Below are 26720 nucleotides of genomic sequence, written 5' to 3'. Positions count from 1 at the left end.
ATGGCGATGATGGCGACGATCTGCTGCTGGGAGGCCCGCGCGAAGACCTGCTTGATGGTGGCGATGGCAACGACACGATCCTCGGCGGGAATGCCGCGGATGAGATGTTCGGCGGCAAGGGCGACGACTCCATCAAAGGCGAAAGCGGTAACGACACCTTCGTCGGCGGTGAGGGTTCGGATACGATGATCGGCGGCGATGATCGTGACCTGTTCCTCGTGGGCTCTGCCGCTGATGGGAATGGCGACTCGATTGACGGCTCGGAGGGCGGCGACGATTACGATACGCTCGATCTGACCGGGGCGGGGCCGCTGCGCATCGACCAGCATGTCACCGATATCGATACCGATGGCACCAAGACCTATGCGGGCACCGTGACTTTCCTTGATGGCGCGGGTAATCCCGATGGCACGCTCAGCTTCGTGAATATCGAGCATGTGATCCCCTGCTTCACGCCGGGCACGCTGATTGCGACGCCTAAGGGAGAGATGCCAGCTGAGACGCTCAAAGTCGGCGACAAGGTGCTCACCCGTGACAACGGCATCCAAGAGATCCGCTGGGCCGGGCGTTGCGATCTGACCTACGACGATCTTATAGCATCAGCGCATCTGCGTCCGATCCTGATCAAGGCCGGCTCGCTGGGCAATGATCTGCCCGAGCGCGATATGATGGTTTCGCCCAACCACCGGATGCTGGTGGCCAATGACAAGACGGCGCTCTATTTCGAAGAGCACGAGGTTCTGGTCTCGGCCAAACATCTTGTTGGCAATCCGGGTATCAGCACCGTCGACGCTTTGGGCACCAGCTATCTGCACTTCATGTTCGACCAGCACGAGGTGGTTCTGGGCAACGGATCTTGGACCGAGAGCTTCCAACCCGGCGATCAGACGCTCGGCGGTATGGGCAATGCCCAGCGTCAGGAAATCTTCGATCTCTTCCCCGAGCTGAAAACCGGGGAAGGCCGCGACGAGTATCAGGCGGCCCGCAAGACGCTCAAAAAGCACGAAGCCGCCGTCCTGTTGAACGGCTAAGCCATATAGGACGCCCGATCCTTCGCGGTTGGGCGTCCGAAATTCTCAGGTTTCGGCTTTGTTGCTGAGACGGAAACGCTCAATTTCGCCATAATTGGCGAGATCTGGGCTTTTTTGCGTTTTTTTAAGAAGTATTCTGGCATAACATTCTCATGGGGGCCCAAGACTGTTCGGTAATGCCGTAAACATGGGGCTGAGTATGAGTGCTGCTGATCCACGTATCGCATTGACGGGCGCCTTGACCGGGACGCCCGGTTTCGCTGCGAGTGTTTTTCAAGATATGGGGTGCGTCTCGACGCGCAGTCTGCGTCTGGAATTCGACGGCAATGACAAAGAGCGGGGCGTGCTGCACGGCTATGACGGGCAGGGCTGCAAGCTCTATTCCGGTTCGATTGCCGAGGCGCTGAACGTCATTCCCTGTTTCACGCAAGACGCGAGAATTGCTACGGAAACGGGCGATATGCCGGTCTCTCGGCTGCGGGCGGGCATGCGTGTGATGACGCGCGACAATGGGTTGCAGGTGCTGCGCTGGAGCGGGACGCGCAGCTTCGATTGGCGCGCGCTCGGGCTCAATCCATTTCTGCGCCCGGTGCGGCTGCAGGCTTCGGTGCTGGGCGCCGATCTGCCCGATGCCGAGATCACCGTGTCGCCCAATCATCGTCTCCTGACCCAAGCGCCCGCGCGCGCGCAGACAGGCGAATGTCTGGTCATGGCGCGTGATCTGGTGGGCTTGGACGGGGTGGAGCTTTGCGCCTGCACCTCCATCACCTATTATCAGCTGTTGTTCGACAGGCACGAGCTGATCATGGCCAATGGGATCTGGTCCGAGAGCTTCCGGCCGACGGCAGATGCGTTGGCAGCGCTGCGTCCGCAGACCCTGAGCGAGCTCCACGATATCCTGCCGGGACGCGATGTCGAGGCGCTTTATGCTCCGGTGCGGCCCGATGCGCGGGGGTAGATTGCGCTATTTCTAGTTTCGGGCTGTTCTGAGATCTGAGGCGGCTTGTGATTGGACCGGGCGGGCACTCGTCCGGTCTTTTTCTGTCTGTGCGGGGATTGGACAAAAAAAGGCCGGACACAAGGCCCGGCCAGAGATCGACACGTCCGGGGACCAGACGGGCCGAGTGCGTCACAGGAAGCGGCGCGTTTCGTGATCCGCGATGACGCGGTCAATACCGATATCTCTCAACAAACGATCATCGAGCTTGCCCAATGCCTTGCGCGACCGGCGGGCTTCCAGCACGCGAACTACGCGCGCGAACAGGCCGGTCGTGGCGCTGTGGGCGAGGGTCGGGCGGTTCCGCGAGACGGTCAGCATCGGATGATCCTTTCGTGTATTGATACAATACGTCGTGTTCTGGTATGACGTTGGTACAAATGAAATATTGAGTCGGCCAGAGAAACATTGTGACTGATACAAACTGGACTGCGGATCTGACGCGCCATAGCGGACCGAAATATCTCGCCCTTGTGCGCGCATTGCGCGAAGGCATCCGAAACGGTGCGCTGCTGCCCGGCGCAAAATTGCCTACTGTCAGGGACTTGGCCTATAGTCTTGGGGTGACGCCCGGGACCGTTGCGCGGGGCTATCAGATTGCCACGCAAGAGGGGCTTTTGGAGGCGGTTGTGGGGCGGGGTACATTTGTATCGTCACAATCTCGCAGGCTCGGCCCGACCGAGGCGATCTACAATCTGCCGACGCGCGATCCCGATCTCGATGATGCGATTGTCGACCTGCGCTCGCCACAGCTTCCCGATATCGGCCAGACCGAGGCTTTGGCGCGGGCGATGATGAAGGCCGCCGAAGGGATCGGTCGGCAATATCTCGAATATCCGGGCCTCAAGCGCGACGAATATTGTCGCCGCGCGGCGCTCAACTGGTTCTCGGAATATACGGATTTCGACACGGTGACGCCTGATGATCTGGTGCTGACCCATGGCGGGCAGAACGGGATCATGATGGTGATGCAATGTTGCCTGCGCGGCGAGCGTCCGGTGATCTATGCCGAGGCGCTGGCCTATCCCGGGTTTCGCCATGCCGCGCGGCTCAACCGCGCCGAGATCCGGGGCATTGCGATTGATGATGAAGGGATGGTGCCCGAGGCGCTGGATGCTGCGTGCCGACGCTATGGCGGGCAGTTGATCTGCGTCACCCCCGATGCGCAGAACCCGACCGCCGGTCGGATGGGGATCGAGCGGCGTCATGCGCTGATTGCGGTGGCGCGGCGTCATGATCTGCAGATCATCGAAGATGATTGCTACACCGCGCCGGTCACTGGCCTGCCCAGTCTGCGCTCGCTTGCGCCTGAACGGTGCTGGCATGTGACGTCGCTCTCCAAGTCGATCTCGGCGGGGATGCGGTTTGGCATTGTCGTGGCACCTGATGGTATGGGTGAGGCCGGGCGGCTGACCGCGCAGCACAGCTATTTCGGCCTGTCGCGGCCCGTGACCGATATGATGGCGCATCTCTTCGAGACCGGCGAGGCGCTGGATCTCAAGGCACGCGCGCAGGCCGAGATGGGGCGGCGCTTGCAGATGCTGCTTCAGGCGCTTGGCGATCAGGAGCTGGGCTGGCAATCGGGGCTGAGCTTCGTCTGGCTAACTTTGCCGCTGGGCTGGCGCGCCTCCGCCTTTGCGCGCATGGCCGAGGCCGAGGGCGTGCTGTTGCGGGCCGCCGATGAATATGCGCTGCAAGATGGGCAGGCGCCCAATGCGGTGCGGATCGCGCTGGCCGGTGGGGTCAGCGAGGATCGGTTCCGTCAGGCCATCGAGACGCTCAAGCGCCTGTTGGAGCGGATGCCGGACGAGCTTTTGGTCTGAGTTTAACCGCAGGCCGGGATGCCCAGCCGGATCAGCTCGCTGCCCCGGATCTTGATCAGCGCGCGGCTGTGGCGCCCGGTCTTGAGGTACCAGCGTTGCAGCGGTTGGGGGTAGTGGGCCGCGATGATGCGGGACCAGAACTCGAATTGTTCGGGTGCGAGCGCGAGGCCGTAGAAGCTCGGGCCATGAAAGCCGAAACGCGTGTTGGGCTGAACACAGGTGCCGGGCAGCGAGAGGTACATTGTGCAGGCTGAATAGCACAATCTTCCGCGGATCTCTGCATGTTGCCCGGCCTTGCGCATCGCTGCGATCTTGTTGGCCCGTGCCCCGACATCGCCGCCATAATCGCTGCCGACCACCAGCGGCGCGCGGGCGGCCACGGGCTGTTGTGCGAGCGCCGCCGCTGCATGGCCAAGCAACAGCCCGACAAGCGCCGCCCGGGCCCCAAGACGCGCCACATAGCGGCGGCCCCGCGCAAGGCGCGGCGCCAAATGATCAATGGTCATAGTGTTTCACCCCGTTTGCATCGCTTTGCAGCGACGGTCCGGCCACCCCTGGCCGATAGCGCCATTCAACAGGAGGGCGTTTAAAGAAAGCTTATGGCTGCGGTGCGAAATCATCGGGATTTTAGCAAAAACCGATGGGCCATTAACCCATTGGCAGGGGATCGCATGCTACGCTCGGGCAATGGACTGATGCGGCGCGAGGTATGTGATGCGGAAAAGTCGGATTTGTGTTGTGGCCTGTATGGCTGCTCTTTTGGGGCTGCCGTCTTATGCGCAGGCGGTGCCCTCGGCACCGGGCGCGGCGGGCGGTGCATCTGGCGGTGCTGCGGCGGCAACGCCCAGCGTCGCGCTGCCCGCAGGGGCGCTGCCCGTCGGGGTTGCGACGAACTTCGTGATCATTGCCCCTGTTGTGGGCGCTTTGGGCGGGCTCGCAGCTGTGGCCGCCGCAGGTGGCGGTGGCGGGAGTGCCAGCACCACAAGTGCGACGAACTCCACCAATTGAGCCGCGCGCGGCCCGGCATCCCGGGCCTGCGCTCTCGCGTGGTTGCTCTGGCTTAATTTGTCGCGGCGCGCAGTGAGCTGTTGAGCAGCGAGGGCGTCAGCCCGTCGATCACGTTGCTCCAATTCGCGACTGGCTGGGCGGCCACGAAGATGACGTCGCCGGGGCGCAGTTCGAAGCGGGTGGCCAGAACCAAAGCTGCGGCATTGCGCGCATCGAGATGCCAAGCGGTGACGGCGTCATATTCCATCGGATGGTCGGAGCCGCGCAGGACGTAGATCTCTTTGGGATTGGCGCGGGCGACTGGAATGCCGCCGCCCGCATCATAAAGCGCATCGGCCAGACTGGCGGTCTGCTCGAAGGGCAAAGGATAGCGCGCGGGGGTGCGAACCTCGCCCGTCAGATAGACATAATCGCGCGCCTCTGCACCCAATGTCAGGCGGGTTGCGAATGTCTCGCGCGCTTCGGTCAGCTCGGCCCGGCGCAGTGCGACGGCTTGGCTCAGCGCATCAAGCCGCGCGCCGCGTTCGCTTTGCTTGAACTGGGCCAGCGTGATCTGTTGGCGAAAATAGGCCTCTGCGCGGTCGAGATCAAAGCCCGCATCGACAAACAGGCTGTCGCCCGGCGCGAGTTGAAGACGCGCCGCGCCCCGGTTCTGATACACATCGCTCAGCGGTACCTGATAGAGCGTGCCATCGCGGTAAAGCCGCACGCTGGCAGAGGCGGGGTCGACCGCGCCGGTGCCGCCCACTGCGGCCAAAGCCGCATCGAGATAGAGCGGTTGCAGCGTTACGGGCACCACCGAGGGCGCACCCACAGCCCCGCCGATCGTGACCTTGCGGGCGTTGAACTCTGCGATTTCAAGCGAAAAGGCAGGGTCGATCTGGGTGTCGAGAAAGCTCTTGAAGACGCGTGCCTCGGCATCGCCGACCGTCAGCCCCGCAATCGCGATGCGTCCGACATTCGGGATCGAGATCGTACCGTCATCCTGTACCCGGTAGCCCTGCCGGGACGTCCGCGCAGCCCCCGCGCTGGCGGGATCGGCGGTCGGGCTTGATGCGGGGGTGGCGAGAAGCACGACATCTCCGACCCCGATCTTATAGGGCCGGGCGGGCAACGGCGGGGGCAAATGGCGCGCCGGGGTCTCGGGGCGGGTGGGCCGCTCCAGCGCGGCAACGGGCGGTGCGATCGCTGCAATTGAGCCTGCGCCCAATCCGGCGGTGCGGTTGAACGCGGCGGGCAACCGGCGCGGCGTATAGGGCGCGGCATTGGCGGCCATCAGCGTGTTGGCGGTGATCGGCTCGATGCGCACCTTGGCCTGCTGCGAGACGCCCGGTCGGACCGCGCTTGGGTGATAGACCACGCCGCAGCCGGTCAGAGACAGAGAGATCACAGCGATCACAAGATGCCGCATGAGGGGGTTCCTTTTATCGGGGCTGCAGCGCGGTTGATGGCAAAACCAGTTTGCGCAGCGAGATTTTTCCGGTGGGGCGCCCGGCCCATTGGCTGGACTGGACGATCTCGCCCCCGTGCAGGGCGACCCAGTAGAAATTGATGAAGCTGTTCTGCGCGCCCCGGCACTGCTCGACCATCGTCTGTGTGGGGATGTCGGTCGCGCCGATGCGCACGGGCTCGCGCCGGTCGGGGCGGATCGCGCAGCGAAACGCTTGGGGTCGTGCGCGGTCTTCACCATTGAGCGAGGTCATCAGCCGGGTTGCGCCGCCCGTGCCGCGGGCATGGATCAGCCGGGCGCTCTCATCGAGTTTGGAGGCGAGAATGTCGCCACCAAAGCCGCGCGTGCCCACCAGCAACCCGCGATCAAAGATCAGTTGCGCGCCGCTTGGGCCGGTGAAGGTTGCGATGGGTTTGTGCGCGTCGGTGATGCGGGCGAAGACGGTGATCGCCTCGGGCCGGGTCTCGATGGCGGCGGCCATCATCGGGGCGCCCGAGAGGCTCGCGCGGGCGAATTCCGGCGCGGGCTTGGGCGGGCTGGCGCGAAACTGGCCAAGGAGGGCGCGGGCCTGCGGATCGGTCGAGCAGCTCGCAAGTGTCAGCATCGCAATCAGGGCAAAGCGGATCATCGCCAGAATTTCCCCCATTGTGTCATCATGACCTGCGCATTGGCGCCGAGCACCTCGTCATAGAGCCGGTTTGCGATCTCAAGCCGGGCGCCGCCGTCGCGCTGGATCGGGCGCAGGGTCTGGCTGATGGCCATCGTGCCGGGCTGTCCGGTGAGCCAACTCACTGGCACCGAGACGCGGATGCCCTTGTCGAATGCGCCCTCGCCGAAGCGATCAAAGGAGACATCGGTCAGGGTGAAGAAGGCGCCGATGCGAATGCCATTGGCAAATTCGCGATCCAGCGCGAAGCGTGCGCCCCAGTCGCCTGCGAGGAAACGCCCGGCATTGATTTGCCCGAGATAGCCGCCTCCGAGATCGGAATAGGCTGAGAGTGTGCCGCTCGCTATGCGGTAATCGCGCAGGCCGAAGCGCGATTGCGGCGCGCGTTGGGCGGTGTAATTCAGCTCCGCCCCCCAAGCGATCCGGCTGGTTTGAGGGTACCAAAGCAGCTCGCCCGAGACGCCCGCAAACATCCGCTCCAGATAGCCCAGAGAGAGCCGCGCATAGAGATCGGAGCCGGGGCGGAACAGGTAATCTGCCATCAAACGGTGCACGACCGGGCCATCCGCCTTATCGTAGAGCCATTGATCGGAGCGCACATGCGGCAGCGTCGAGTTCGACGCCCGAGTGCTTTGATCGAGCGTGCCGAGCGCTTTTTGGCGGATCACCGTGCTCAGAGAGAGGCCCGGCGCGAGGGCGAGCTTGCCTGCGACCTGCACGCCCAGATCGTAGCGCGTGGGGGCGTCGGGATCGAAATAGGCGGCCGCGAAGTAGGGCGTGATCGCCCCGGTCAGCCGGGGATAGCGGCCCGCAAGCGGGGGCGGACGGTTGGGCGCGTCGGTGATCTTGGCGCGCGCAAAGCTGCGCCAGCTGCCATCCCAGTCATGCTCCAGCGCGACCAGATCGCGGCGTCTAAACTCGCTGCGCGAAACTGGCATGCCGTCGCGCTCCAGCGTGATCGCATAATCGGTGATCTCGGGCGGCAAGTTGTTGGCCATCGCCCGTGCCGCGCGCCCCAAAGCCTCGGGGGCCGCGCCATAGCGCGCATTGCCCAGCACGATGCGCGCCTCATGGCCGCTTTGCGCATAGCCCTCCAGCGCGAGCCCCTGTGCCGCCAGCGCCTTGGAGAGCCGCGTTTCGTTGCTTGAGATGTCATCCCCCCGCCAGCCAAGTGCTGCGAGATCGGCTTGGGGCAGGATCGGCGGGCCGCCGCGCTCGATCCCGCCCGGATATTTCGGCGCGCGCGGATCGATCACATAGTTGAGCTTGACGCCCAGCTCCGTGCCGCCCAGCAGATAGCCGCCCAGGGTGAGGTTCGGACGCGCGCGGTAATCGACGCCAAGATTGAGCGCGGTCTCGCGCGACAGGCCGGTGCGTTTGGCTTCAGCGCGGTAGGCATCGGAAGAATATTCGATCATGAGCCGACTGCGCGGCGTGATCTGATATTCCAGCCCGCCAAAAAGCGCTGCATCGCCGCGAAAGAAATTACCAAAGGCGAGGCGTCCCGTGCCGACACTGCCCGAGCGTCGCGATTTGAAGCGATCCGAGAGCACGCCCAGCGGGTTGGAAAACCCGTTATGGCTGCCCAGCCGTCCCCAACCCAAGCCTGCGCTCAGCGTCAGGCGCGGGGTGATATGTTTGCTGGCGACAAGATACTCGCTGCCATAGATCCCGGTGCCGCCAAAATCGCGCAACCCGAGCGCAAAGGCGGGCAGGGCTGGGCTTTCTTCGCGCAGCAACACATGCAGATCGAAACTGCGGTCGAACAAATCGGGGCGGCGTCCGGGATCCGAGAAGAAATCGCGCAGCACCGCATAGCGAAACAGCCCCGATATCCGCGGCGTGATCTGGAACTGTCCCTGAAGCCGGGTCTCGCCGTGGCGCGCATCCGCGCTCAGCGCGACCGTGCCGTCGGGCATGGTTGTGGCGCTTGGGGTGTCGATCAGGCCGGGCATGCCGTAGCGCGACAGCCCTTGGGCACGGGCCGTGCTGCCCGCGCAGATCAACGCGAGACACAGGCAGGGGGTAAGAAATCCGCAGGACGGGGAGGAATGCATGAGGCCAAAATGCGAAATTTAAACAAAGATTTGACGGTCAGTGCCCGGTGCGCCGCAGCACGCAAAACACGGTGCGCAGCAAGATCGTGAGATCGCGGCGCAAAGAGCAGCTTTGGCAATAGGTCACATCGAAGACGACCCGTTCGCGATAGCTGACGGAGTTGCGCCCCGAGATCTGCCAGAGCCCGGTCACGCCCGGGCGCATCGACAGATAGGCGCCGCAATGGGTGCCGTAGCGAACCAGCTCTGCCATCACGACGGGACGCGGTCCCACCAGGCTCATCTCGCCGCGCAGCACGTTCCAGATTTGCGGCAGTTCATCAAGGCTGGTACGGCGCAGGAAATGGCCCCAGCGGGTGATCCGGGGGTCGCAGCTCAGTTTGCGTTCGCGGCGCCATTCGGCTGCGGCATCTGGGGTGTCGCGCAGGTAGCGGTGCAGGAGTTCCTCGGCATCGGGGGCCATGGTGCGGATTTTCCAGCACCGGAAAGGGGTGCCGTCACGCCCGATGCGCGCATGGCCGAAAAAACCCGGCCCGCCGTCGCGCCGCGCCGCCCGCCACAACAGCGCAATGACGGGTGCCAAGAGTGGCAATAGGATCATCGCCACAGCAAGATCGAAGCCACGTTTGCCATAGGAGATGTAGAGCTTTCGCCCAGGGTCTCGTCGCTGTGGAAGGCTGACTTCGTCGTAATGCGTTTGATCTACAAAGGCTCTGAAATTGTGAACCGTCATTGCACCCTCCAAAGTGGTACAGTCGCGAAATATGCGGGCGGTCTGAATCACGCCGGATCGAAAAATACTCCGGGTGGAAACGCCCATCCGTTAAAATCTAGGCCGTGACGAGTCAGGCCCCGTCAGGCGGTTGGTCTCTGAATGATCTCACTAGATATCAATTTTTCGAGATTTCAATGAAAACTTATCAGAATATTTATTCTGCTCAGATTTTTCGGTAACCTTTTGTTAACATTTACATGAAATTACGGGATGGGCATCAAGTTAACTAAGTGGTTTTATTGCGTGATTATTTGAATAAAGCGCCTCGTATTTTTCGAAATATATATTCAAAATTTATATTTTAAAACGGGGGCGTGATGAGGTTTTGCATCACGCCCCCGTGCCTTTTTTGGAGGTGTTCAAACCTTTGAAGACAACCAAACTTAGGCAGGAGATTGTCTTTTGACACAGGCTAGATCCCCGTCCTTTTTCAGTGCAATGCCGGTTCAGAGCGAGGATGTGATCGACTTCTCGCGCCTAGCTCATGTGGTTATCGCGGGTTGGCGAGTCATCCTTGGGGTGCTGCTGGTCTGCCTGTTGGCCGGCGCGCTTTATGTCGGCTGGCTCGCTTGTCCGATCTACACTGCGGTCGCCTCTGTCGTGCTCGACACGCGGGAGGCTCAGATCGTCGATCTCGACGGCATGATGAGCGGGCTGCGCGGCGACAGCGACACGCTCAATACCGAGGTTCAGGTGCTGCGCTCGCGCGAATTGGCGGGCACGGTGGTGGAGGCGCTGGATCTGCAAGCGGATCCGGAGTTCAACGCGGCGCTGCGCGCCCCGTCGGTTTTTGCGCGGATCAAGCAATTGGTCTGGGGCAAGCCGCCGCCCGCGCCGCCTGCGCAGATCCGCGCGATGGTCGAAAGCGCGTTGCTTGATCGGATGAGCGTGCGTGCGGTTCCCTCCAGCTACGTCATTGATATCTCAGTCAGATCGGAGAGCGCGGCGAAGGCCGCCCAGATCGCGAATGAGGTCGCGCAGCGCTATATTTTCAACCAGATCGATTTGAAATTTCGCGCGACAGAGCAGGCGACGACTTGGCTTGCGCAGCGCGTGAGCGCGCTGAAATCCGATCTGGCGCGCGACGAGGCTGCGGTGAAGCGCTTTACGGCCCAAACCACGCTTGTTTCGGTCGAGGGGCTGCAATCGCTCGAGATCCAGCTCAAGGATATCCGTGCCCGGATCGTGCAAAGCCGCGCCGCCGTGGCTGCGGCCAAGGCGCAGCTTGCCCGATTGAGTTCAGCCACGCGCATTGAGGAGCGGCGTGCGCTGGCGGAGGACGCGGAATTGTCGAACCTGTCGGGCGACGCGGCGGCCTTTGCGCGCCGCTATGCGCAGGTGGTCACCCGCGCCCGGCAGGAGGTGGCGCGTCTGGAAGGCCAGCTTGGCGCGCTGGAGCGCTCGGAGGCGCAGTTCGACGCGCAGATCGCGCGCCAGAGCGATGACATGATCGCGCTGCAAGAGCTGTCGCGCGAGGCCGAGGCCAGCCGCACGCTCTATGCCTATTTCCTCTCGCGGCTGAAAGAGACCTCGGCTCAGCAGGGCATTCATCAGGCCGACAGCCGGATCTTGTCGCGCGCCATCGTGCCGCTCGCGCCGAGCACACCGCGGGTGGGGCTCATATTGGGGCTTGCGGCGGTGCTGGGGGTGTTGGCGGGCGTGGCGCTTGTGCTGATCCGCGAGGCCACCGCACGCGGCTTTTGGACCGCGCAGGATCTGGAAGCCGAGACCGGGATTGCGGTGCTGGGGCAGATCCCGGTGATCGCCGGGCGCACCCGGCGCGCGGTTCTCGATTATCTCGCCAGTCATCCCTCTTCGGCGCCGATGGAGGCTATTCGCAATTTGCGAACCTCCGTCCTGATGTCGGATGCAGAGACAAAACCGCAGGTGATCTTGTCGACCTCGGCGCTGCCGGAGGAGGGAAAAACCACGAATTCTCTGGGGCTTGCGATGAATCTCGCAGGGCTCGGAAAATCGGTTTTGCTGATTGAGGGCGATATCCGGCGCAATATGCTGGGGGCGTATTTCCCCGATGCGGTCGGCGCCTGCGGGTTGGTTTCGGTGCTCAAGGGCGTGGCCGAGATCGAAGACTGCCTGATCCGTGATCCAGACCTCGGCATCTCGGCACTCATGGGGGAGAGCGCACCGGTCAATGCCGCCGATCTGTTCATGTCTGAGGCGTTTCACGCCTTCATGGCGCAGATGCGCGCGCGGTTCGATTACATCGTGATCGACACGCCGCCGGTGCTGGTTGTGCCGGACGCTCGGATCATCGCACGCCATGCCGATGCGGTGCTGTTCTCGGTGCGGTGGCACGCGACGGGCAAGGCGCAGGTGCAACAGGCGTTGCAATTGTTCGAGGCGGTACACAGGCCGGTGACCGGTCTGATCCTGAGCCGGATCGATCCCCGCCGGATGCGGCGGCGCGGCTATGGCGCGGCTTTGGGAGGCTACGGCGCATACGGCGCAAATTACTACGAGTGAGCGCGAAGGCTGTGCCGCGACGGCCAGCGCAACACGACCTTGGGGAGAGGACGATGTCACAGCGGATGAAAATCGTGCATAGTTGCGAGACGGCGATGGGGGGCGTTGGCGTCTATCAAAAGACCCTCTCGCGGATGGATCCTGCGCGGTTCGAGCAGATTTTTCATCTCCCCGCACCGCATGCGGAGATCATGGGCGGGGATCCTCGGGTCGTGACCTTCCCGATGCGAGGCCGTGGGCTGCGCGCGATCTTCGAGCAGACCCGTTCGCTGCGCAGGCTGCTGCGCGCCGAGCGCCCCGATGTCTTGTTCTTGCACTCGAGTTTTTCACTTTTGCCGCTCTTGGCGCTGCGTCTGACGGGCGACTTGCCGCGCACGCTTTACTGCGCGCATGGCTGGGCTTCGGTGCAGTATAAGGGGCTCAAGGGGCGGCTTGTTCGCGCGGCCGAGGGGCGGCTGTGCGGTCTGGCCGATCTGGTGGTCAATGTCTCGGTCAATGATCTCGAACTGGCGCGCAGCGCGCGGTTTTGCGGCGCGCATGTGATGATCGAGAATGGCGTGCCGGATCGGACCGCGGGACCACGGCGCGATCTGTTCGCGCGCGATGATGGCAAGCTGAACCTGCTGTTTGTCGGGCGGTTTGATCGACAAAAGGGCGTGGATATTCTGGCCGCCGCCTGTGCGCGGCTGGGCGCAAGGCGGCCCGATCTCAAGCTGCATGTGATCGGCGCTGCGGTGCGCGGGGATGATGTGCCCGATTTGCCCAAAGATGTGCATTGCGCAGGCTGGGTCGGGGGCGACGAGATCGACGACTGGTATGCCTCGGCGGATGCGGTCGTCGTGCCATCGCGCTGGGAGGGCTTGCCGCTGGTGATTCCGGAGGCGCTGCGCAACGGCACGCCGGTGATCGTGTCGCGCCGCAGCGGCATGGCGGGGCTGATCGAGGAGGGGCGCACGGGCCTGTCCTTCCCGCTGGAGACCGAGGCGCTCGCGCAGTGTCTGGAGGGGCTTGATCGCGCCCAGTTGCGCGCGATGCGCCCGGCCTGCCGTGCGCTTTACGAGCGGCGCTACTCGATGCGGCGCATGTTCGACGAGATCGCAAAGGCCTATGTCGCACCGGTCGCGCTTGCGCGGGCGGTGCGCCGGGGACCGAACGGTGTGGCAATCGGGGATTAATCTTGCGCCGCTAGACCTTGGGCCATTCGAAACGGAGGCCCGAGATGTCTGCAAAGAACGACTTTCACAACCGACCGGGGACGCGCGCAGGCGGTCCCTCCAACCTCGCGCGTGTTACCCCCGATGACAGTGCGGATCTGAGCCATGTCAGCCAGTGGATCTTCCTTGGCACGGGCGGCGCGCTGAAGGTGACCACCGCAGGCGGGCAGACGCTGACCACGCCAGAGCTTCCGCCAGGCTGGCATCTGATGGAGCTGAGCCGGATCCACGCGACCGGTACGACGGCGGGCGCAATTATGGTGGGTTGGTGATGCAGGCCGCCGCTCGCTATCTGATGATGATCGGAGCGCGTTCTGCGGGCTCGCCCTATGAGATTGGGGGCATTGAGCCCGTGGCGGTCTGGGATTTCGACGCTGGTGTCTTTAGCGCGGCCCCGAGTGTGAGCCGTGCCGCCCCGACCTATGGGTTCGACGCGGCGGGGCGGTTCGTTTTGTCTCCGGCAGACAGTCTGCGGCTGGATGCGAGGGGGGCGCTGAGCTGCGCGGTGATCGAGGACGCGGCGACCAATCTGCTGCGCTATGCGGTGGCCGATCTTGGCGCGGGCTGGAGTGCCAATGGGGCGAGCACCTCGCCGCGCGTGCTGGGCGCTTTGGGGCTGTTTCCAGGTGTGGGGGTCCGCTCGAACGGGGCGATCTGGCATCGGCTGATCCATAGCGATGAGCCCGCAGTTCAGGTGGGCGCGACCTATCATCTGAGCGCGTTTGTCTGTCTGGATGCGGTGGGCAAGGTGCTTGTGACTTTGCGCAACATGGCCGCCGGGGTGGAAAGCCGGGTCGAGCTGGTCCCGGGCAGCACACAGATGCTGGGCACCGGGGCGGGGAGTCTGAGTGGCGCGGGGCTGCGTGATCTGGAGGTCGACGGGGTGCACCGCGTCGATCTTGATTTCACGGCAAATTTCAACGGCACCCTCTCGGTGGGGTTTGGGCCGGGAAGCGCGGTTTCGGGCGACGAGATCACGATGCTCGGGGCGCAAATCGAGGTGGGGCCGGCGCGGTCCAGCTTCATTGCGAGCGCAGGTGCGGCCATGTACCGCCCGCCCGATCTTATGGATTGGAAAGCGCCGGCAGGGATCTGGGATATGCGGGTCGTGGGCGCGGATGGCGCGGTGAGCGATACGCCCGCGATCAGCGTCACCGATGGGCAGATCCCGCATGGCTTGCCCTTCGCCCCGGCGCGCGTGCTGCTCTATCCTGCGGGCACTCTCTAAAGGCGATTAGTTCGAGGGTTTGCGGGCGGGCAGAGACGAGCGCGCCTGTGCCCATGTTTTATTCCAGAGTTGAAAAAATCGTCGACCCACAAGGATTTGTGGGTCGCGTTTCTATGCGAATCGAAAAATATCAAGTAAATGTGAAGTAACCTTTAGGTTGTTGGGTGGCTCTGCCGTCCGGGCTATTTTTTGATTGAGCATTTTCTTATGACTGATTTAAGTCTGTGTCGGAGTCCGTCTGGGCTCGTCTTGCCTGATCTCGTGATCTGCGGGGTGCCGAAAGCCGGAACGAGCTCTTTGTTCGACTGGTTGGCTGCACATCCCGATGTCGAGGCCACGCGAGAAAAGGAAGCCCGGTTTTTCGTGGATCGCGGCTCTCACATGTATCGTGCGGAATGCCATGTGTCGGGCGGGCTTGCGGGCTATGCGCGGCTATTTGCGCCGCGTCCCTCGGGTGCGCCGGACCCTGTGCTGCGATGTGAAGCGACGCCCGGCTACATCTACGCGCGCACTGCGCTCGCCGAGATCCCCGATCTGCCCAATGCGCCGCGTTGCCTCTTCGTGCTGCGTGAGCCTTCGGCGCAGATCCTCTCGCTGTTTCGCTATTTTCAGGGCAATTGGGACTGGATCGCGCCGGATCTGAGCTTTGCCGATTACGTCGCGGCCCTGTCCTCGGGACGCGCCGATTTCAGGGGAAACGAGCTGGCCGCGCGCGCGCTCGAGCATGCCCGCTATATCGACTACCTGCGCCCGTGGCAGGCGCGGTTGGGAGCGGAGCGGATGCGGGTGGTGCTGTTTGATCAGCTCGCCGCCGATCCGCGCAGGCTTATGCGCGACCTTGCGATTTGGCTTGGGCTTGATCCGGAGTTTTACGGAGAGGCGCATTTTGCGCCGCGCAATCAAAGCTATAGACCCCGGTCTCGGCTGGTGCATGCCGCCAATCTGCGGCTGCGGGGGCGGTTGCCGCAGGGGCGTTTCTATCGCGGGATGCGCCGGATCTACCGCCGCCTCAACACCGCCCCGCCGCCAGGGCTGAGCGCGCGCGACAGGCAGGCTTTGGCGGGGCTGCGCCAGAGCTTTGCGCCAGCCAACCGGGCGCTTGCGCAGAGCTTCGATCTTGATCTCGACGGATGGGCCTAGCGCGATGGGATGGGTCGATCATGCCAAGCGCGTCCATCTTCGTCTGGCCGAGGCGAGCACGCCCACGCGGTTCGTCTTTCACCACGTCCCCAAATGCGGCGGCACCTCGGTGGGTCGGGCGCTGCGCAAGCGCTATCTGCTCTCGCAGGCGACAGTGAAGCCCGAGGCGAGTTTCGGGGCCTTTGCGCTTTATACCGGGCGTCAGGATCATGCGGCGATGTTGGTCGATGTCGCGGCCCTGCGCGAGCAGATTATGCTCTATCATATGTGCGACGGGGTGCGGGGCCTGTCGCTCCATGTGCCGTTTTCCGAGCCCGCGCATGCACGCTTCGCCCAGCACTATCGCTTCATCACGATTTTGCGCGATCCCGTCGCGCGGTTCGTGTCGCATTTCCGCTGGAGCCATGGCCGCAGCGCCGATCATGCAGCGATCTCGGAAGACCTCGTGGCCTTTCTTGAGACCGATCGCGCCCGACGCCTTGGGGCTAGTTATGTCGAGTATTTCGCAGGCGCTCCGATGGCCCGCGAACTGGGCGATCCGGCATTGATCGCGCGCGCGATTGCCAATCTCAATACGAAATTCGACGTGGTCGGGCGGCTCGATGATCTGGGCGGCTTTATCGCGCAGATTCAAAAGGTTCTGGGCGTTCGGTTGCGTGTCGGCCACGAAAATAAAGCGCGCGCGCGGGCCGGGTGCGCGATCCTCTCGCCGGAGTTGGAGGCGCAGGTTCGGGCGATCTGTGCGCCCGATATTGCCGTTTGGGAGAGCTGCTTTGGGAGGGGGGCTCATGATGACTGAGCGCAGGCAGGAGACACAGCGCCCCGTCGGTCTGCGCCGTCTGATGGGCTTGGGGATGCTGGGCCAGCTGTCCTTTGTGGCCAGTCAGTTCTTGCTGCTGGCCGGGCTTGCACGATTTGGCCAGCTCGAGGATGTCGGGCAGTTCGGGCTCGTCTCGGCGATCATCTTGCCGATCTACTGGTTTTTCAATCTTGGCATCCGGGCCAATCAGGCGACCGATCACCGCGTGGAATACGGGTTTGCCTGTTTTCTGGCGCTGCGCATTCCCGCAAGCCTGCTGGCCTATGCGATCATCGTGGGCATTGCATTTCTCTGGCTCGATCCCTTAGCGCGGCAGGTGATGCTGGGCTTTGGCGCAGCCAAGGGGATCGAGACGCTCTCGGAGCTGTGCTACGGCGCGTTTCAGCGTGCTGACCGGATGGCGGATGTGGCGCGCTCGCTGGCGCTGCGCGGGATGGGCGGGGCGGCTCTCTTCTGGGCGATGCTGGGCGCGGGCGCGACACCGGCTGCGGGCTTTGGAGCCCTTGCCTGTCTTTGGGCCGTGGTGGCGCTGGGGCTCGATCTGCCGCGCGCGTGGCGTTTGGCGCAAAGGGACACGTCTGCCCAACCGCGCCCCAGCCTCCGTCAGGTGGCGGATCTTGCGCGCGCCTCGTTGCCGCTGGGGATCACCGGCGCGCTGGCCGCTCTGCAAGGGGCCACGCCGCGCTATGTGATTGCCCATGTGCTGGGGCTGGCCGCGCTCGGTCAGTTCATGCTTGTGGGCTATGCGATGCAGGCGGTGACGACGCTGTCCAACGCGCTTGGCCAGTCGATCATGGCGCGGCTCGCCTATTACGACATGAGGGGCGACCGCGCGGCCTTTGTGCGGGTATTGGCCCGCGTTCTGGGGGTGATTGCGCTGGCCAGTCTGGGCGCGGCTCTTGGGGCGGCACTCTGGGGCGATCTGGTGTTGGCGGCGCTGTTTGGCGCGGGCTACGGCGCGCTGGGCGATCTGCTGGCGCTGGTCTTCGGAGCGGCCGGGATCTCGGCGGCAGCCACGATCTTGCAAACCGGGCTGCTCGCGCGGCGCCGCTTCTCCACGATCTTGCGTCTGCGCGCGCTCAGCGTGATCAGCGTTGTCTGTCTGGCAGGCGCGGGTGCGCTTTGGCTGGGGCTCGCTGGTGTGGTGTGCGGCATCGCGCTTGCTGCGGCCCTGCACGCGCTGATGCTGTGGCGCGCGCTGCAAGAGCCGCGCCATTTCACCGAGGAGATTGCGATATGACCTGCCCGAGGATCGCCTTCGTGCTGCAAGATATGCTGGGCTGGCGCAGCTACCGGACGCGGCTTGAGCGGGTGATCACCACGCGCCATGATCTGACGCCGCTGATCATTCCGGTGGAGGGCTCGCGCCGTATGAGCCTCTTTCACAAACGCAATACGATGCGCGGCACCGATCCGATGTTTCGCATTGTCGACCCGATCGAGGCCTATGAGGGCGTACGCGGCGATGCCATTCGGGCCACCTTGGCGCGGTTTCGCCCGCATGCGGTGCATTTTGCGGGGCATTGGCCCGCCGGGGCGCTCGCGGGGTTGGCCGAGCCGCCGCCCTTCACGGTGACGCTCGATGCGACCCGCGCGGCGGTGAACCGCGACCTGCCCGGCGGGCGCTGGGCCCCGCAGGAGATCGTGCGCGAGGCGGCATTGGTGCGCGCGGCAGCCCAGCTCTACCCGATGAGCGCGTGGGTCGCCAAATCCTTGCGGCGCGATTGCGGCGTGGCCCCGGGCGCGATCACCTGCATACCGCCCTCGGTTGATCTGACGCGGATCGGTGCGCGCCCGGAGCGCAGGGCCGAGGGGCCTCTGCGGGTGCTGTTCGTGGGCAATGATCTGCGGCGCAAAGGGGCCCCGCGCCTGATCGACTGGGTGCGCGGTCCCCTGCGCGGGCAAATCGCGCTGGAGATCGTCTCGGGCGATCCGGCGGCTTTTCGCTATCGCGACGTGGCGCGGGTGCATGGTGCGGTGGCCAATGACACTTTGCTGGGGCAGGTGATGCCGCAGGTCGATGTGCTGTGCCTGCCCACGCTCTCGGATATGTCGCCGCAGGTGATCGTGGAGGCGCATGCGGCGGGGCTGGCGGTTGTGGCGAGTGACGTGGGCGGGATTGCGGGGCTCGTGTCGCAGGGAGAGACCGGCTGGGTCATACCGCCGGGGGATGATGCGGGGTTTGTCGCAGCGCTGCAGCGCCTTGCGCGCGATCCTGCGCTTTGTGCCGCGATGGGGCAGGCGGCGCAGGCCCGGGCGCGTGCGCAGTTCGATGCGACGCGCAATTTCGACAGGATGCTGGATCATCTTGTGGATCTGGCCGGGCGCAGGCAGGAGGAGTGCGCATGATGAGGCCTCGGATCGCGGCACATCTTCTGGGGCTGGGGCGTTGGTATTTCCACCTCTATTGGCGCATCCGGGGTGCACGCGGCCGGGTGGCGTTCAAACCCGCCGAAGAGGCGCGAGCGGCGGTGTTCATCCATATCCCCAAAGCCGCTGGGATGAGCATTCAGCAGGCGCTTTTTGGCACGCGGGCGCTGCATGGTCATGTCCCGGCAATTGCCTATGCGGCACGGGACCGCGCGAAATTTGCGCGCTCCTTTAGCTTTTCTGTGATGCGCGATCCGACAGAGCGCTTCATCTCGGCCTTCTATTTCCTCAAGAGTGGCGGGCTGACCGGGCGCGACCGCGCTTGGGCCGAGGCTGTGCTGCGCCCTTTTGAGAGCCCCGAGGCGCTGCTATGCGCGATGGAGCATGACGCGATGTTGCGCGCGCAGATCCGCAGCTGGGTCCATTTCACGCCGCAAAGCTGGTATCTGACGGATAGGCGCGGGGCGCTGATCGTCGATTATATCGGGCAGATGGAGCGGTTCGACACCAGTCTGGGTGCGATCGCGCAGAGGCTTGGCCTGCCTTATACGCCGGTGCATGCCAACCGCTCCGAGCGCCCGGCGCAGCCCGAGCTGTCGCTCACCGCCCGGCGCGTCTTGTGCAGGCTTTATGGCGAGGATTTCGCGCTCTATCGCAAATCCGGCGGGGCCGCCTAGGGTGGCGCGGCTTGAGACGATCGTGCTGGTGAGCGACAGCGCGCGGCTCAACGGTGGCACCGCGCAGGTCGTCTTGAGCCAGGCCCGTGGGCTGGTCGCGCTGGGCTACCGGGTGATCGTGTTTACCGCCTGCGGGCCGGTCGATCCGGCGTTGGCCAGCTCTGGCGCCGAGGTGATCTGTCTCGATCAGCCCGATCTGCTTGAGGACCCGGCGCGGGGGCGCGCGGCATGGCGCGGCCTTTGGAACGGGGAGGCGGCGCGGCGACTCAGTGCGGTGCTGGCCAATCTCGATCCCGCGCGCACGGCATTGCATGCGCATAGCTTTTCGCGCGCGCTCTCGCCCGCGCTGGGCCCGGTTCTGAGCGGGGCCGGGATCCGCGCCCTGTTCACGATGCATGATTATTTTCTCGCCTGTCCCAATGGCGGGTTTTACGACTATCCGCGCGCGCAGATCTGCACCCGCCGTCCGCTGGGCCTTGGCTGTCTGAGCACGCAATGCGATGCGCGCTCCCGCCTGCATAAGGGCTGGCGGGTGGCCCGTCAGGCGGCACTTTGGGGGCCGGGCGGGCTGCCGCGGAGGCTGCGCGATATCGGGTATCTGTCGCAGACCCAACTGGCCGCGATGCGCCCCTACCTGCCGCAAGGGGCGCGGCTGCATCATATCCACAACCCGGTCGAACAGCCCGTGGACGCCCGCCGGGTGCGGGCCGAAGAGAACGACGTACTTCTCTTCATCGGGCGGCTGATGCCCGAAAAGGGGGCGCTGGATTTTGCCCGCGCCGCCGAGGCGCGCGGGCTGCGCGCAGTGTTCGTGGGCGCAGGCCCCGAGGAGGCCGCGATCCGGGCCGCCTGTCCGCGCGCCGAGCTGACCGGCTGGCTGGAGCCGGAGGGTGTCGCGCATTGGCTGGAGCGCGCGCGCGCGCTGGTCTTTCCCTCCGTCTGGCCAGAGCCCTTCGGTCTGGTCGCAGCGCAGGCGCTGGCGCGCGGCGCGCCGGTTGTGGCCGGGCGCTGGACGGCGGCGGCCGAGATGATCGCGCATGACCGCACGGGGCTGATCTATGCGCAGCGCGACGATCTGGGCGCGGCGCTGGACCAGCTTGATCCCGCCCGCACGCAGGCACTTTCGCGGGCGGCGTTCGCGGCGCGCGCAGGCTATGGCGCGAGCCCGCGGGCACATTGTGCGCAGGTGGCGGGCATTCTCGAAGAGATCGTGGCGCGATGAGTGGCGCTGTCGCTTTGCCAACCCGCGCCCTGACGCGCGACGGGCTCGCATTGGCGGTGTTTTGCGCCGCGATAAGCTGTCTTTTCGTGGTGATCGTGCAGCCCGCGCCCAGCGATCTGCTCTTTGTCGTGGCGCTTGGCGTGATCTTATCGGGCGGGCGGATGGAGCTGTCGCAGCACCTGCGCGGGGTCTTTGTGCTGCTTGCGGTGTTTCTCCTGAGCAATCTGGTGTCTGGGCTGGCGTGGCGCAGCGTGGGGTTTGGCGCGCAATATCTTGGCATCACGCTTTACATGCTGGCGATCCCGCTGGTGATGGCGCATCTGGGCGCGCGCGGCGGGGCGCGTGCCTGCGACCGGATCTATGGCGCGTTCTTCTGGGCGGCGAGCCTCTCTGCGCTGTTGGGCGCGCTGGCGCTGACCCATCTCGCGCCGGGGCCGGTGGATCTCTATTTCCGTTCGGATGAGGGGCTGCGCCTGTCGCCTTTGTTCAAGGATCCCAATGTGTTTGGCCCGTTCATGGGGGCGGCGGGGCTGCTGCTGGCGGGGCATGCGATGCGCGCCAGTACCCGGCGCCGGGGGCTCCGGCTCGTGCAGGCGGTGGTCTTGATGGCGATGATGGTGCTGAGCTTTTCGCGCGGGGCGTGGCTGGGCACAGCGGTGGCTGCTGCCTGCTTTGGCGTGCTCATGATCTGCCTGACGCGTAACCGGCGCAGCTTTGTCGTCTTTGCGCTTTCGGCCACGCTGGGCTTGGGGCTGGCCGTACTGGCGGCGGCGCTCATGTTGCGCGAGCTGGGACTGTCGGAGTTCCTGATGCATCGGCTGGCACTGCAATCCTATGATGCGCATCGCTTTGCCAATTGGAGCCAAGCGCTGGAGGTGATTGCGCAGCGCCCCTTTGGCGTGGGGCCGGGTCATTATGTCGGGCGCACCCATTTCGCGCAAAGCGAGTTCGGGCTGGCCACGCATAACCTCTATCTCAAGGTCGCGGTGGAAAACGGCTGGCTCGGCTGGCTTTCCTTCTTTGGTGCCATCGCGCTGCTCTGCACGCAGCTATTGCGCAGGCTTGCGATCTGCGATGATCGCCAGCCGCTGCGCATTGCGCTGCTGTCCGTCATTCTGGGCCAGCTTGCCAATAGTGTCGTGGTGGATTCGCTGCATTGGCGGCATCTGTTTGTGCTTTTGGGCTTTGCCTGCTGTGAGGTGGTGGTTGCTGCGCGCGCACGTCAGGGTGGCCCGGGTGTGTAGCCATCGGTCAGGGTCTTGAGGAAGGCCACGATGTCGTCTTCCTCGCGTGGGCTGAGCGCCGGACCCTCCGCGGGGCTGCGATCAAAGGGCGCATCGGCGTAATCGATATTGCCGCGATAGCGCGCCGGTAGATCGTTGAAAACCTGGAGCTTTCCATTTTTCATCGGGTAGATCGCCTCGGGCGTGCTGTCGCGCTTGGCGTAGAAATCCACCACCTCCTTTAGAGAATGGTAGACGCCGTTGTGAAAGAAGCTTTTGCGCGCCGCGACATTGCGCAGGCTCGGCGTCTTGAACATCCCGCAATAGGCCGGGTCATGGGCCGTGACATCGGTGCGCAGCGGCCCGCACAGGCCCAGATCGAACCAGTTCGGATCGCGGGTCTGGGGCAGGGCCGGATTGCGCGGCACGCCCAGGGCCTCAAATTCGAAATCGGTGAACAGAGGCGCCGAGCCGTCCGTCGCGGGCGTGTCGAGATGGCAGGCCGCGCAATTGCCTTTCTTCGGATCGTTGAACAGTGCAAGCCCGCGCGCCTCGGCAGGGCTGAGTGTGGCCTTGCCCGCAAGATAGGCGTCGTATTTGCTTGAGAACGGATGGAAGGAGGGATCTTCAACCTGATAGCGCGCCAGCGCGAAGGTCGCCTCCGAGATCAGCATCTGGTCATCGTCGAGGATCGAGGGGCCAAACAGCGCCGCGAGCCGCGCGCCGTACCGCGTGCGCAGCGTCTGGGCGAGATGGGGCACGGTATTGGCCATCTCGAAACGGGTGAGCAACGGCCCGCGTGCCTGATCGGCCAGCGTATCGGCGCGGCCATCCCAGAACTGCCCGCCGCGCGGCACGGGGGCCGACAGCGTGGTTTGCCCCGCGATCTTTTGCGGCGCGGGGCCTGTTGGCGCTTGCGACGGGGCTGCCGTGGTTTGGGCGGATGGGCCGGTATGGGCGGCCACGGCCTGCGGCGAGGCCTCGTTGGCCTCCAGAGACGGGTCGAGCGGGCCGACGGTGAAGGCCGGTGTGAGCGCATCATAGGTCAGCATGGGCACGGCGCGCAGCCCGGAGCGGCTCAGATCCGGGCCGCCCATCGCGACAGGCGCGCGCCCATCCGGCCCGTAGTGATTGGCCGGATCGTGGCAGGTCGCGCAAGACATCTGCCCATTGCCCGAAAGCGTGGTGTCGGTGAACATCTCGCGCCCGATCTGCGCCACGGCACTGAGGGGCGTCGCGGGCGGGGCAGGCGCTGGACCGGAGGCCGCGCCTGTCGGGGGAAACAAGACGCTGGTCAGCGAGAGGCCGACCAGCGCTGAGGTGAGGATGCGTCTTTGTGCAAAGACACTGGGAGAGATCTTCAAACGCATCCCTGATCTCCTTACGAATGGGCCGGCTCGCCGGTCTTGGGATCGAGGAGCAGCGGTTTGGCCGGAGCCTGCGCCCAGTCGAACATGCCGTTGATCGGCCCCGAGATCGCATCGAAGGAGCCATGCCCCAGACGCGCGCCGCCCATCCAGTTATCCTCGATGAAGCGCATAACCGAGCTTTGGTCGGTCAGCGTGTGATCGACATGGTTGGCCTTGGCATAGGGCGAGATCACAAGGAAAGGCTGGCGGGTGCCGTAGCCACAGCGCCCCTGCGCCGGGAGCCCATCAACGCCCGGAAGCGCCACGCCGCCCGTGCCGCAGACATCGCCATTGAGCACATCATAGCCTTTGACGGGGATGTTCGAGGGGTTCACCACCGCATGGGCATGGTCATACCAGCCATCGGAATCGTCGTAGAGCACGATGATCGCCGTGTCGTTCCAGAATTTCGACTTGCCGATCGCATTGACCGCTTTGACGATGAAATCCTGCCCATCGAGCGGGTCGGAATAGCCCGCATGGCCGTCTTGGTATCCCGCCGCCTTGAGGAAGCTCACCGAAGGCAGGTTGCCTTGCTTGAGCGCGGCATACCAGTCGGTCATGTCATATTGATGGTTCGCACCGCCATCCTGCGCAGTGCCGATTGCCGCGACCGAGGAGGGGCGCTTATGGGTCGGGTTCGCGGTTGAGGGGTAGTACTGGAAGGGCTCGTGATGGGGGATGTAATCGACGATGCTGACACTGGTGACATCCGATGTGGTCTTGCGATCACAGCCGGTCGTGCCATTGGGGTTGGTCTGGCTCAGATCGAAGCCGCCCTCGAACCAGCCCCAGGTGATATGGCGCGCGTTGAGCATATCGCCGATATTGGGCCCGGTCATCGATGCGGTCTTGCCCTGTGAGCAGACATCGCCCGTCGGATCGAGATCCGAGATCATCGTCCAGCCGCCATTGCCATCAGGCACGACGCGGCCTTTGTCATAGGTGCCATCGGCTTCCAGATCGTAGCCCACGGGCAGGGTCACGCCATTGGTCTGGCCTGAGACCAGGTTGATCGCGCCCGGCGTCGAGGGGCCGAAGGTCGAGGAAAAGGCACGGTCGCTCATCGCATAGGCCTGCGCGTAGTTCCACAGCGCCGTGACGGTGTTGCCGTCGTAATAACCCATCACCTGACCTTTGGTGCCAAACGTGCCCGCACCGCCCTTGCTGGCGCGCCCGGTATTGGCCGGGAAGAGGTCCATCTTGCCCGCATCGAAGGCGGCCTGCTCGGCGGTATAGCCGTGGTTTTGATCGGCAGAGGCGGCCTGCGTGCGGTCCATGCGGAACGGCGCTGCGGCATCTGCGCCATTGGCAGGGTTGGTCTTGTTGCCATTGTCGCGCAGCAGGCCTGCCGCGGCGAGCGTGTCGGCTTTGGGCGTGTCCGGCTTTGCGTGGAAGGCGGGCTCGCCCTCGGGGTTGGCCGCGTTGGGATAGGTGCCGAAGTAATGATCGAAGGAGACGTTCTCCTGAAAGATCACCACGACATGTTTGATCGGAGTGGCGGTATTGGGCTTGGGCGCGTCTTGCGCCTGCGCGGCGATGCCGGTGCCCACAAGCGCCAGCGCGCCTGCTGCGACCGAACCGTAGAGCATCTTGGTCATGTCTGTTCCCTCATTTTGCCTGACGCGCCGATCCGGCGCTTGGGTGAGGGTTCGCTAGGGGGGCTATCTGACAGTTCGGTGACGGATCTCATCACCAAAGATCACCGCTGAGTGAGCCGCGCGCGAGTACACGCAAACGCGTTCGGTACGTGAGGATTGCGTGAGATGGCTCGCTCGGATCTGCGGTCTGCGGCTCAGCGGGCAAAGCGCAGGGGCAGCCGGAAGTTATACTGAGGCGCGGTGAGGCCATCGGGGGCTTTGGGAAACGCGCGGGCGCGGCTCACGGCCTCCAGCGCTGCGCGGTCGAGCGCTGCATCGCCCGAGCTATTGGCGACCGACACGCCGATCAACGCGCCCGAGCGCGCGATGCGCACCAGGAGCGTGACGGTTCCGGTGTCGCTGTCGCGCGGGGCGCGTTTGGCGCGGTCGATCTGCTCGCGCACCTGAGCGCCCCATTGCGCGATCAGCGCGGTTTGCGCAGTCTGGCTGAGTGTTGCGGCCTTAGCACTACGCGCGCCGCCTGCCTGCGCGCCGCCGCCGGACCCTGCGGCGGTGCTGGCAGGTGCTGCAGCCCGCGCGGAGGAGGATGTCCGGGCCGGGCGCGCGGACGGGTCTTTGGGTGCGGGTCTCGGGGGGGTAGGCTTTGGCGGTGTCGGTTTGGGCTCGGGTTTGTGACGCGCCAGCTCTGGATCGACGGGCGGGGCGGGCGCGGGCGGCGGCGCGCCCAGCTCGGGCGCAGGCGGGCTGTCGGGCGCCTGCGGTGCCGCAGGCTCAAGGGCGGCAGTTTGGGGTGGATCGGGGCGAGAGGTCTCGGCGCTGGGCTGTCTTGGCGGCGCGCTGGGCGTGGCGGGGCTGGTGGGCGCAGCCATATCGGGCGCGTCCTGCGCAACCTCGGGCGGGGTCTCCCATTGCGCGACCATCCGGGCATAGCTTGCAGGTGCTGCCTTGAGCGAGATCACATCCGCGCCGCCACTGCCCGCCGATTGCGCGCCCTGAGGTTCGGAAAACCGCAGAAAGACCGCTACATGCACCGCCACGGCCAGCGCGGTGAAGACGATCACATTGCGCGCGACGCGGATCATTGCGCAGCTGGTTCCGGTTGGGTGGCCCCCGGCTGGGTGGCCAAGGCGATATCGGTGATCTGGCGGGCGGCCAGCGCGCGCAGGATCGGGGGCAGGGCGCGGGCTGCGAGGGCGGCATCGGCGCGGATCACAAGCTGTGGCGGCGTCGCGCAGGCGGCTTGCGGGCAAAGCGCGCGATAGGCCACCTCAAGCGCGTCGAGCGCCTGCGGATCGCCCGTTACATCGCGAAAGGCCAGTGTGCCATCTGCCCCGACATAAAGCGTCAGATCGCTGTCGCCGGTCGCTGCGCGCTCGGCCTTGGGCAGGGTCAGATCAAGGCTGTCGGGCGGCGCGATCTGGGCGGTCATCAAAAAGAAGATCAGCAGCAGGAAGACCACATTGATCATCGGGATCACGTTGTCTTCGCTGTTGCGCCGGGCGTGGGGGGCGGGGATCTTCATCG

25 protein-coding genes are annotated in these 26720 nt (G+C 64.8%); 15 read left to right on the top strand and 10 right to left on the bottom strand.

Annotated features, from left to right (window positions below; all coding sequences use genetic code 11):
• The coding region (locus DL1_RS15830; RefSeq protein WP_038068170.1) for a Hint domain-containing protein at window positions 1-1031 on the top strand (1031 nt) is incomplete at its 5' end.
• A gap of 199 nt (window positions 1032-1230) precedes the next feature.
• Complete coding sequence (locus tag DL1_RS15825; RefSeq protein WP_162178766.1) at window positions 1231-1989, top strand: Hint domain-containing protein; 759 nt, start codon at window positions 1231-1233, stop codon at window positions 1987-1989.
• 171 nt (window positions 1990-2160) lie between these two features.
• Here DL1_RS15825 and DL1_RS21680 read toward each other — a convergent pair whose 3' ends face one another.
• The gene (locus DL1_RS21680; protein WP_038068169.1) at window positions 2161-2349 is read right to left on the bottom strand and encodes a DUF1127 domain-containing protein; all 189 of its coding nucleotides are present in this window, start codon (window positions 2347-2349) and stop codon (window positions 2161-2163) included.
• Window positions 2350-2438: 89 nt separating this feature from the next.
• Here DL1_RS21680 and DL1_RS15815 point away from each other — a divergent pair, with 89 nt between their 5' ends.
• Window positions 2439-3851, top strand: a complete 1413-nt coding sequence (locus DL1_RS15815; protein WP_038068167.1) for an aminotransferase-like domain-containing protein — start codon at window positions 2439-2441, stop codon at window positions 3849-3851.
• Window positions 3852-3853: 2 nt separating this feature from the next.
• On the opposite strand, the gene DL1_RS15810 is transcribed toward DL1_RS15815, so the two are convergent.
• The gene (locus tag DL1_RS15810; RefSeq protein ID WP_038068165.1) at window positions 3854-4357 is read right to left on the bottom strand and encodes a hypothetical protein; all 504 of its coding nucleotides are present in this window, start codon (window positions 4355-4357) and stop codon (window positions 3854-3856) included.
• Between the two features lie 241 nt (window positions 4358-4598).
• On the opposite strand from DL1_RS15810, the gene DL1_RS15805 reads away from it, so the two are divergent.
• On the top strand, window positions 4599-4859 hold the full coding sequence (locus tag DL1_RS15805) for a hypothetical protein (RefSeq protein ID WP_038068164.1): 261 nt from the start codon (window positions 4599-4601) through the stop codon (window positions 4857-4859).
• 52 nt (window positions 4860-4911) lie between these two features.
• On the opposite strand, the gene DL1_RS15800 is transcribed toward DL1_RS15805, so the two are convergent.
• The 4 genes from DL1_RS15800 to DL1_RS15785 are packed head-to-tail and all read right to left on the bottom strand — an operon-like array spanning window position 4912 to window position 9766.
• A complete protein-coding gene (locus DL1_RS15800) occupies window positions 4912-6270 on the bottom strand; it encodes a polysaccharide biosynthesis/export family protein (RefSeq protein WP_081856370.1) in 1359 nt (452 codons plus the stop codon).
• Window positions 6271-6283: 13 nt separating this feature from the next.
• Window positions 6284-6955, bottom strand: coding sequence for a YjbF family lipoprotein (locus DL1_RS15795; protein WP_038068162.1), 672 nt, complete (start codon window positions 6953-6955; stop codon window positions 6284-6286).
• Window positions 6934-9033 carry a YjbH domain-containing protein gene (locus tag DL1_RS15790; protein WP_081856369.1) on the bottom strand — a complete coding sequence of 700 codons (2100 nt, stop codon included), beginning with the start codon at window positions 9031-9033 and terminating at the stop codon, window positions 6934-6936. The genes DL1_RS15795 and DL1_RS15790 overlap by 22 nt, the downstream gene beginning before the upstream one ends.
• 37 nt (window positions 9034-9070) lie before the next feature.
• Window positions 9071-9766: a sugar transferase gene (locus tag DL1_RS15785; RefSeq protein WP_038068161.1), complete on the bottom strand. Its 696-nt coding sequence runs from the start codon at window positions 9764-9766 to the stop codon at window positions 9071-9073.
• Between the two features lie 444 nt (window positions 9767-10210).
• On the opposite strand from DL1_RS15785, the gene DL1_RS15780 reads away from it, so the two are divergent.
• From DL1_RS15780 to DL1_RS15730, 11 genes are all read left to right on the top strand, one after another.
• Entirely contained in the window at window positions 10211-12292 is a 2082-nt protein-coding gene (locus DL1_RS15780; RefSeq protein WP_162178765.1) for a GumC family protein, read from the top strand.
• Between the two features lie 53 nt (window positions 12293-12345).
• A complete protein-coding gene (locus tag DL1_RS15775) occupies window positions 12346-13467 on the top strand; it encodes a glycosyltransferase (RefSeq protein ID WP_038068158.1) in 1122 nt (373 codons plus the stop codon).
• Between the two features lie 44 nt (window positions 13468-13511).
• Entirely contained in the window at window positions 13512-13778 is a 267-nt protein-coding gene (locus DL1_RS15770) for a spike base protein, RCAP_Rcc01079 family (protein WP_051693620.1), read from the top strand.
• Window positions 13778-14734 carry a phage head spike fiber domain-containing protein gene (locus DL1_RS15765; RefSeq protein ID WP_038068156.1) on the top strand — a complete coding sequence of 319 codons (957 nt, stop codon included), beginning with the start codon at window positions 13778-13780 and terminating at the stop codon, window positions 14732-14734. Before DL1_RS15770 ends, DL1_RS15765 begins: the two co-directional genes overlap by 1 nt.
• Window positions 14735-14941: 207 nt before the next feature.
• Window positions 14942-15874: a sulfotransferase family protein gene (locus DL1_RS15760; protein ID WP_081856368.1), complete on the top strand. Its 933-nt coding sequence runs from the start codon at window positions 14942-14944 to the stop codon at window positions 15872-15874.
• Window positions 15875-15878: 4 nt separating this feature from the next.
• The gene (locus DL1_RS15755) at window positions 15879-16673 is read left to right on the top strand and encodes a sulfotransferase family 2 domain-containing protein (RefSeq protein WP_038068152.1); all 795 of its coding nucleotides are present in this window, start codon (window positions 15879-15881) and stop codon (window positions 16671-16673) included.
• The gene (locus DL1_RS15750) at window positions 16666-17934 is read left to right on the top strand and encodes a lipopolysaccharide biosynthesis protein (RefSeq protein WP_143081731.1); all 1269 of its coding nucleotides are present in this window, start codon (window positions 16666-16668) and stop codon (window positions 17932-17934) included. Before DL1_RS15755 ends, DL1_RS15750 begins: the two co-directional genes overlap by 8 nt.
• Entirely contained in the window at window positions 17931-19043 is a 1113-nt protein-coding gene (locus DL1_RS15745) for a glycosyltransferase family 4 protein (RefSeq protein WP_038068149.1), read from the top strand. The genes DL1_RS15750 and DL1_RS15745 overlap by 4 nt, the downstream gene beginning before the upstream one ends.
• The gene (locus DL1_RS15740) at window positions 19040-19741 is read left to right on the top strand and encodes a sulfotransferase family 2 domain-containing protein (protein ID WP_038068147.1); all 702 of its coding nucleotides are present in this window, start codon (window positions 19040-19042) and stop codon (window positions 19739-19741) included. The genes DL1_RS15745 and DL1_RS15740 overlap by 4 nt, the downstream gene beginning before the upstream one ends.
• Complete coding sequence (locus DL1_RS15735; RefSeq protein ID WP_162178764.1) at window positions 19695-20963, top strand: glycosyltransferase; 1269 nt, start codon at window positions 19695-19697, stop codon at window positions 20961-20963. The genes DL1_RS15740 and DL1_RS15735 overlap by 47 nt, the downstream gene beginning before the upstream one ends.
• A complete protein-coding gene (locus DL1_RS15730; RefSeq protein ID WP_038068145.1) occupies window positions 20960-22207 on the top strand; it encodes an O-antigen ligase family protein in 1248 nt (415 codons plus the stop codon). The genes DL1_RS15735 and DL1_RS15730 overlap by 4 nt, the downstream gene beginning before the upstream one ends.
• Here the strand turns inward: DL1_RS15730 and DL1_RS15725 are convergent.
• The 4 genes from DL1_RS15725 to DL1_RS15710 form a co-directional block, all read right to left on the bottom strand.
• Window positions 22186-23556, bottom strand: a complete 1371-nt coding sequence (locus DL1_RS15725; protein ID WP_038068143.1) for a cytochrome-c peroxidase — start codon at window positions 23554-23556, stop codon at window positions 22186-22188. The two genes, DL1_RS15730 and DL1_RS15725, sit on opposite strands and share 22 nt — an antisense overlap.
• Window positions 23557-23567: 11 nt before the next feature.
• Window positions 23568-25196 carry a phospholipase C gene (locus DL1_RS15720; RefSeq protein WP_038068141.1) on the bottom strand — a complete coding sequence of 543 codons (1629 nt, stop codon included), beginning with the start codon at window positions 25194-25196 and terminating at the stop codon, window positions 23568-23570.
• A gap of 194 nt (window positions 25197-25390) precedes the next feature.
• A complete protein-coding gene (locus DL1_RS15715; RefSeq protein ID WP_038068139.1) occupies window positions 25391-26278 on the bottom strand; it encodes an energy transducer TonB family protein in 888 nt (295 codons plus the stop codon).
• Window positions 26275-26718: an ExbD/TolR family protein gene (locus DL1_RS15710; protein ID WP_051693619.1), complete on the bottom strand. Its 444-nt coding sequence runs from the start codon at window positions 26716-26718 to the stop codon at window positions 26275-26277. Before DL1_RS15710 ends, DL1_RS15715 begins: the two co-directional genes overlap by 4 nt.
• Window positions 26719-26720: the final 2 nt, after the last annotated feature.

It is taken from the genome of Thioclava dalianensis (assembly GCF_000715505.1).
GTDB lineage: Bacteria > Pseudomonadota > Alphaproteobacteria > Rhodobacterales > Rhodobacteraceae > Thioclava > Thioclava dalianensis.
This window is presented reverse-complemented; position numbering and strand designations above follow the sequence as displayed.

What these genes read in the sequence shown, in the direction of transcription:
- DL1_RS15825 (WP_162178766.1), top strand. Translation starts at nt 1,231, where the DNA reads ATGAGTGCTGCTGATCCACGTATCGCATTGACGGGCGCCTTGACCGGG.
- DL1_RS21680 (WP_038068169.1), bottom strand. Translation starts at nt 2,349, where the DNA reads ATGCTGACCGTCTCGCGGAACCGCCCGACCCTCGCCCACAGCGCCACG.
- DL1_RS15810 (WP_038068165.1), bottom strand. Translation starts at nt 4,357, where the DNA reads ATGACCATTGATCATTTGGCGCCGCGCCTTGCGCGGGGCCGCCGCTAT.
- DL1_RS15805 (WP_038068164.1), top strand. Translation starts at nt 4,599, where the DNA reads ATGGCTGCTCTTTTGGGGCTGCCGTCTTATGCGCAGGCGGTGCCCTCG.
- DL1_RS15800 (WP_081856370.1), bottom strand. Translation starts at nt 6,270, where the DNA reads ATGCGGCATCTTGTGATCGCTGTGATCTCTCTGTCTCTGACCGGCTGC.
- DL1_RS15795 (WP_038068162.1), bottom strand. Translation starts at nt 6,955, where the DNA reads ATGGGGGAAATTCTGGCGATGATCCGCTTTGCCCTGATTGCGATGCTG.
- DL1_RS15790 (WP_081856369.1), bottom strand. Translation starts at nt 9,033, where the DNA reads ATGCATTCCTCCCCGTCCTGCGGATTTCTTACCCCCTGCCTGTGTCTC.
- DL1_RS15785 (WP_038068161.1), bottom strand. Translation starts at nt 9,766, where the DNA reads ATGACGGTTCACAATTTCAGAGCCTTTGTAGATCAAACGCATTACGAC.
- DL1_RS15775 (WP_038068158.1), top strand. Translation starts at nt 12,346, where the DNA reads ATGTCACAGCGGATGAAAATCGTGCATAGTTGCGAGACGGCGATGGGG.
- DL1_RS15770 (WP_051693620.1), top strand. Translation starts at nt 13,512, where the DNA reads ATGTCTGCAAAGAACGACTTTCACAACCGACCGGGGACGCGCGCAGGC.
- DL1_RS15765 (WP_038068156.1), top strand. Translation starts at nt 13,778, where the DNA reads ATGCAGGCCGCCGCTCGCTATCTGATGATGATCGGAGCGCGTTCTGCG.
- DL1_RS15760 (WP_081856368.1), top strand. Translation starts at nt 14,942, where the DNA reads ATGACTGATTTAAGTCTGTGTCGGAGTCCGTCTGGGCTCGTCTTGCCT.
- DL1_RS15755 (WP_038068152.1), top strand. Translation starts at nt 15,879, where the DNA reads ATGGGATGGGTCGATCATGCCAAGCGCGTCCATCTTCGTCTGGCCGAG.
- DL1_RS15750 (WP_143081731.1), top strand. Translation starts at nt 16,666, where the DNA reads ATGACTGAGCGCAGGCAGGAGACACAGCGCCCCGTCGGTCTGCGCCGT.
- DL1_RS15745 (WP_038068149.1), top strand. Translation starts at nt 17,931, where the DNA reads ATGACCTGCCCGAGGATCGCCTTCGTGCTGCAAGATATGCTGGGCTGG.
- DL1_RS15740 (WP_038068147.1), top strand. Translation starts at nt 19,040, where the DNA reads ATGATGAGGCCTCGGATCGCGGCACATCTTCTGGGGCTGGGGCGTTGG.
- DL1_RS15735 (WP_162178764.1), top strand. Translation starts at nt 19,695, where the DNA reads ATGGCGAGGATTTCGCGCTCTATCGCAAATCCGGCGGGGCCGCCTAGG.
- DL1_RS15730 (WP_038068145.1), top strand. Translation starts at nt 20,960, where the DNA reads ATGAGTGGCGCTGTCGCTTTGCCAACCCGCGCCCTGACGCGCGACGGG.
- DL1_RS15725 (WP_038068143.1), bottom strand. Translation starts at nt 23,556, where the DNA reads ATGCGTTTGAAGATCTCTCCCAGTGTCTTTGCACAAAGACGCATCCTC.
- DL1_RS15720 (WP_038068141.1), bottom strand. Translation starts at nt 25,196, where the DNA reads ATGACCAAGATGCTCTACGGTTCGGTCGCAGCAGGCGCGCTGGCGCTT.
- DL1_RS15715 (WP_038068139.1), bottom strand. Translation starts at nt 26,278, where the DNA reads ATGATCCGCGTCGCGCGCAATGTGATCGTCTTCACCGCGCTGGCCGTG.
- DL1_RS15710 (WP_051693619.1), bottom strand. Translation starts at nt 26,718, where the DNA reads ATGAAGATCCCCGCCCCCCACGCCCGGCGCAACAGCGAAGACAACGTG.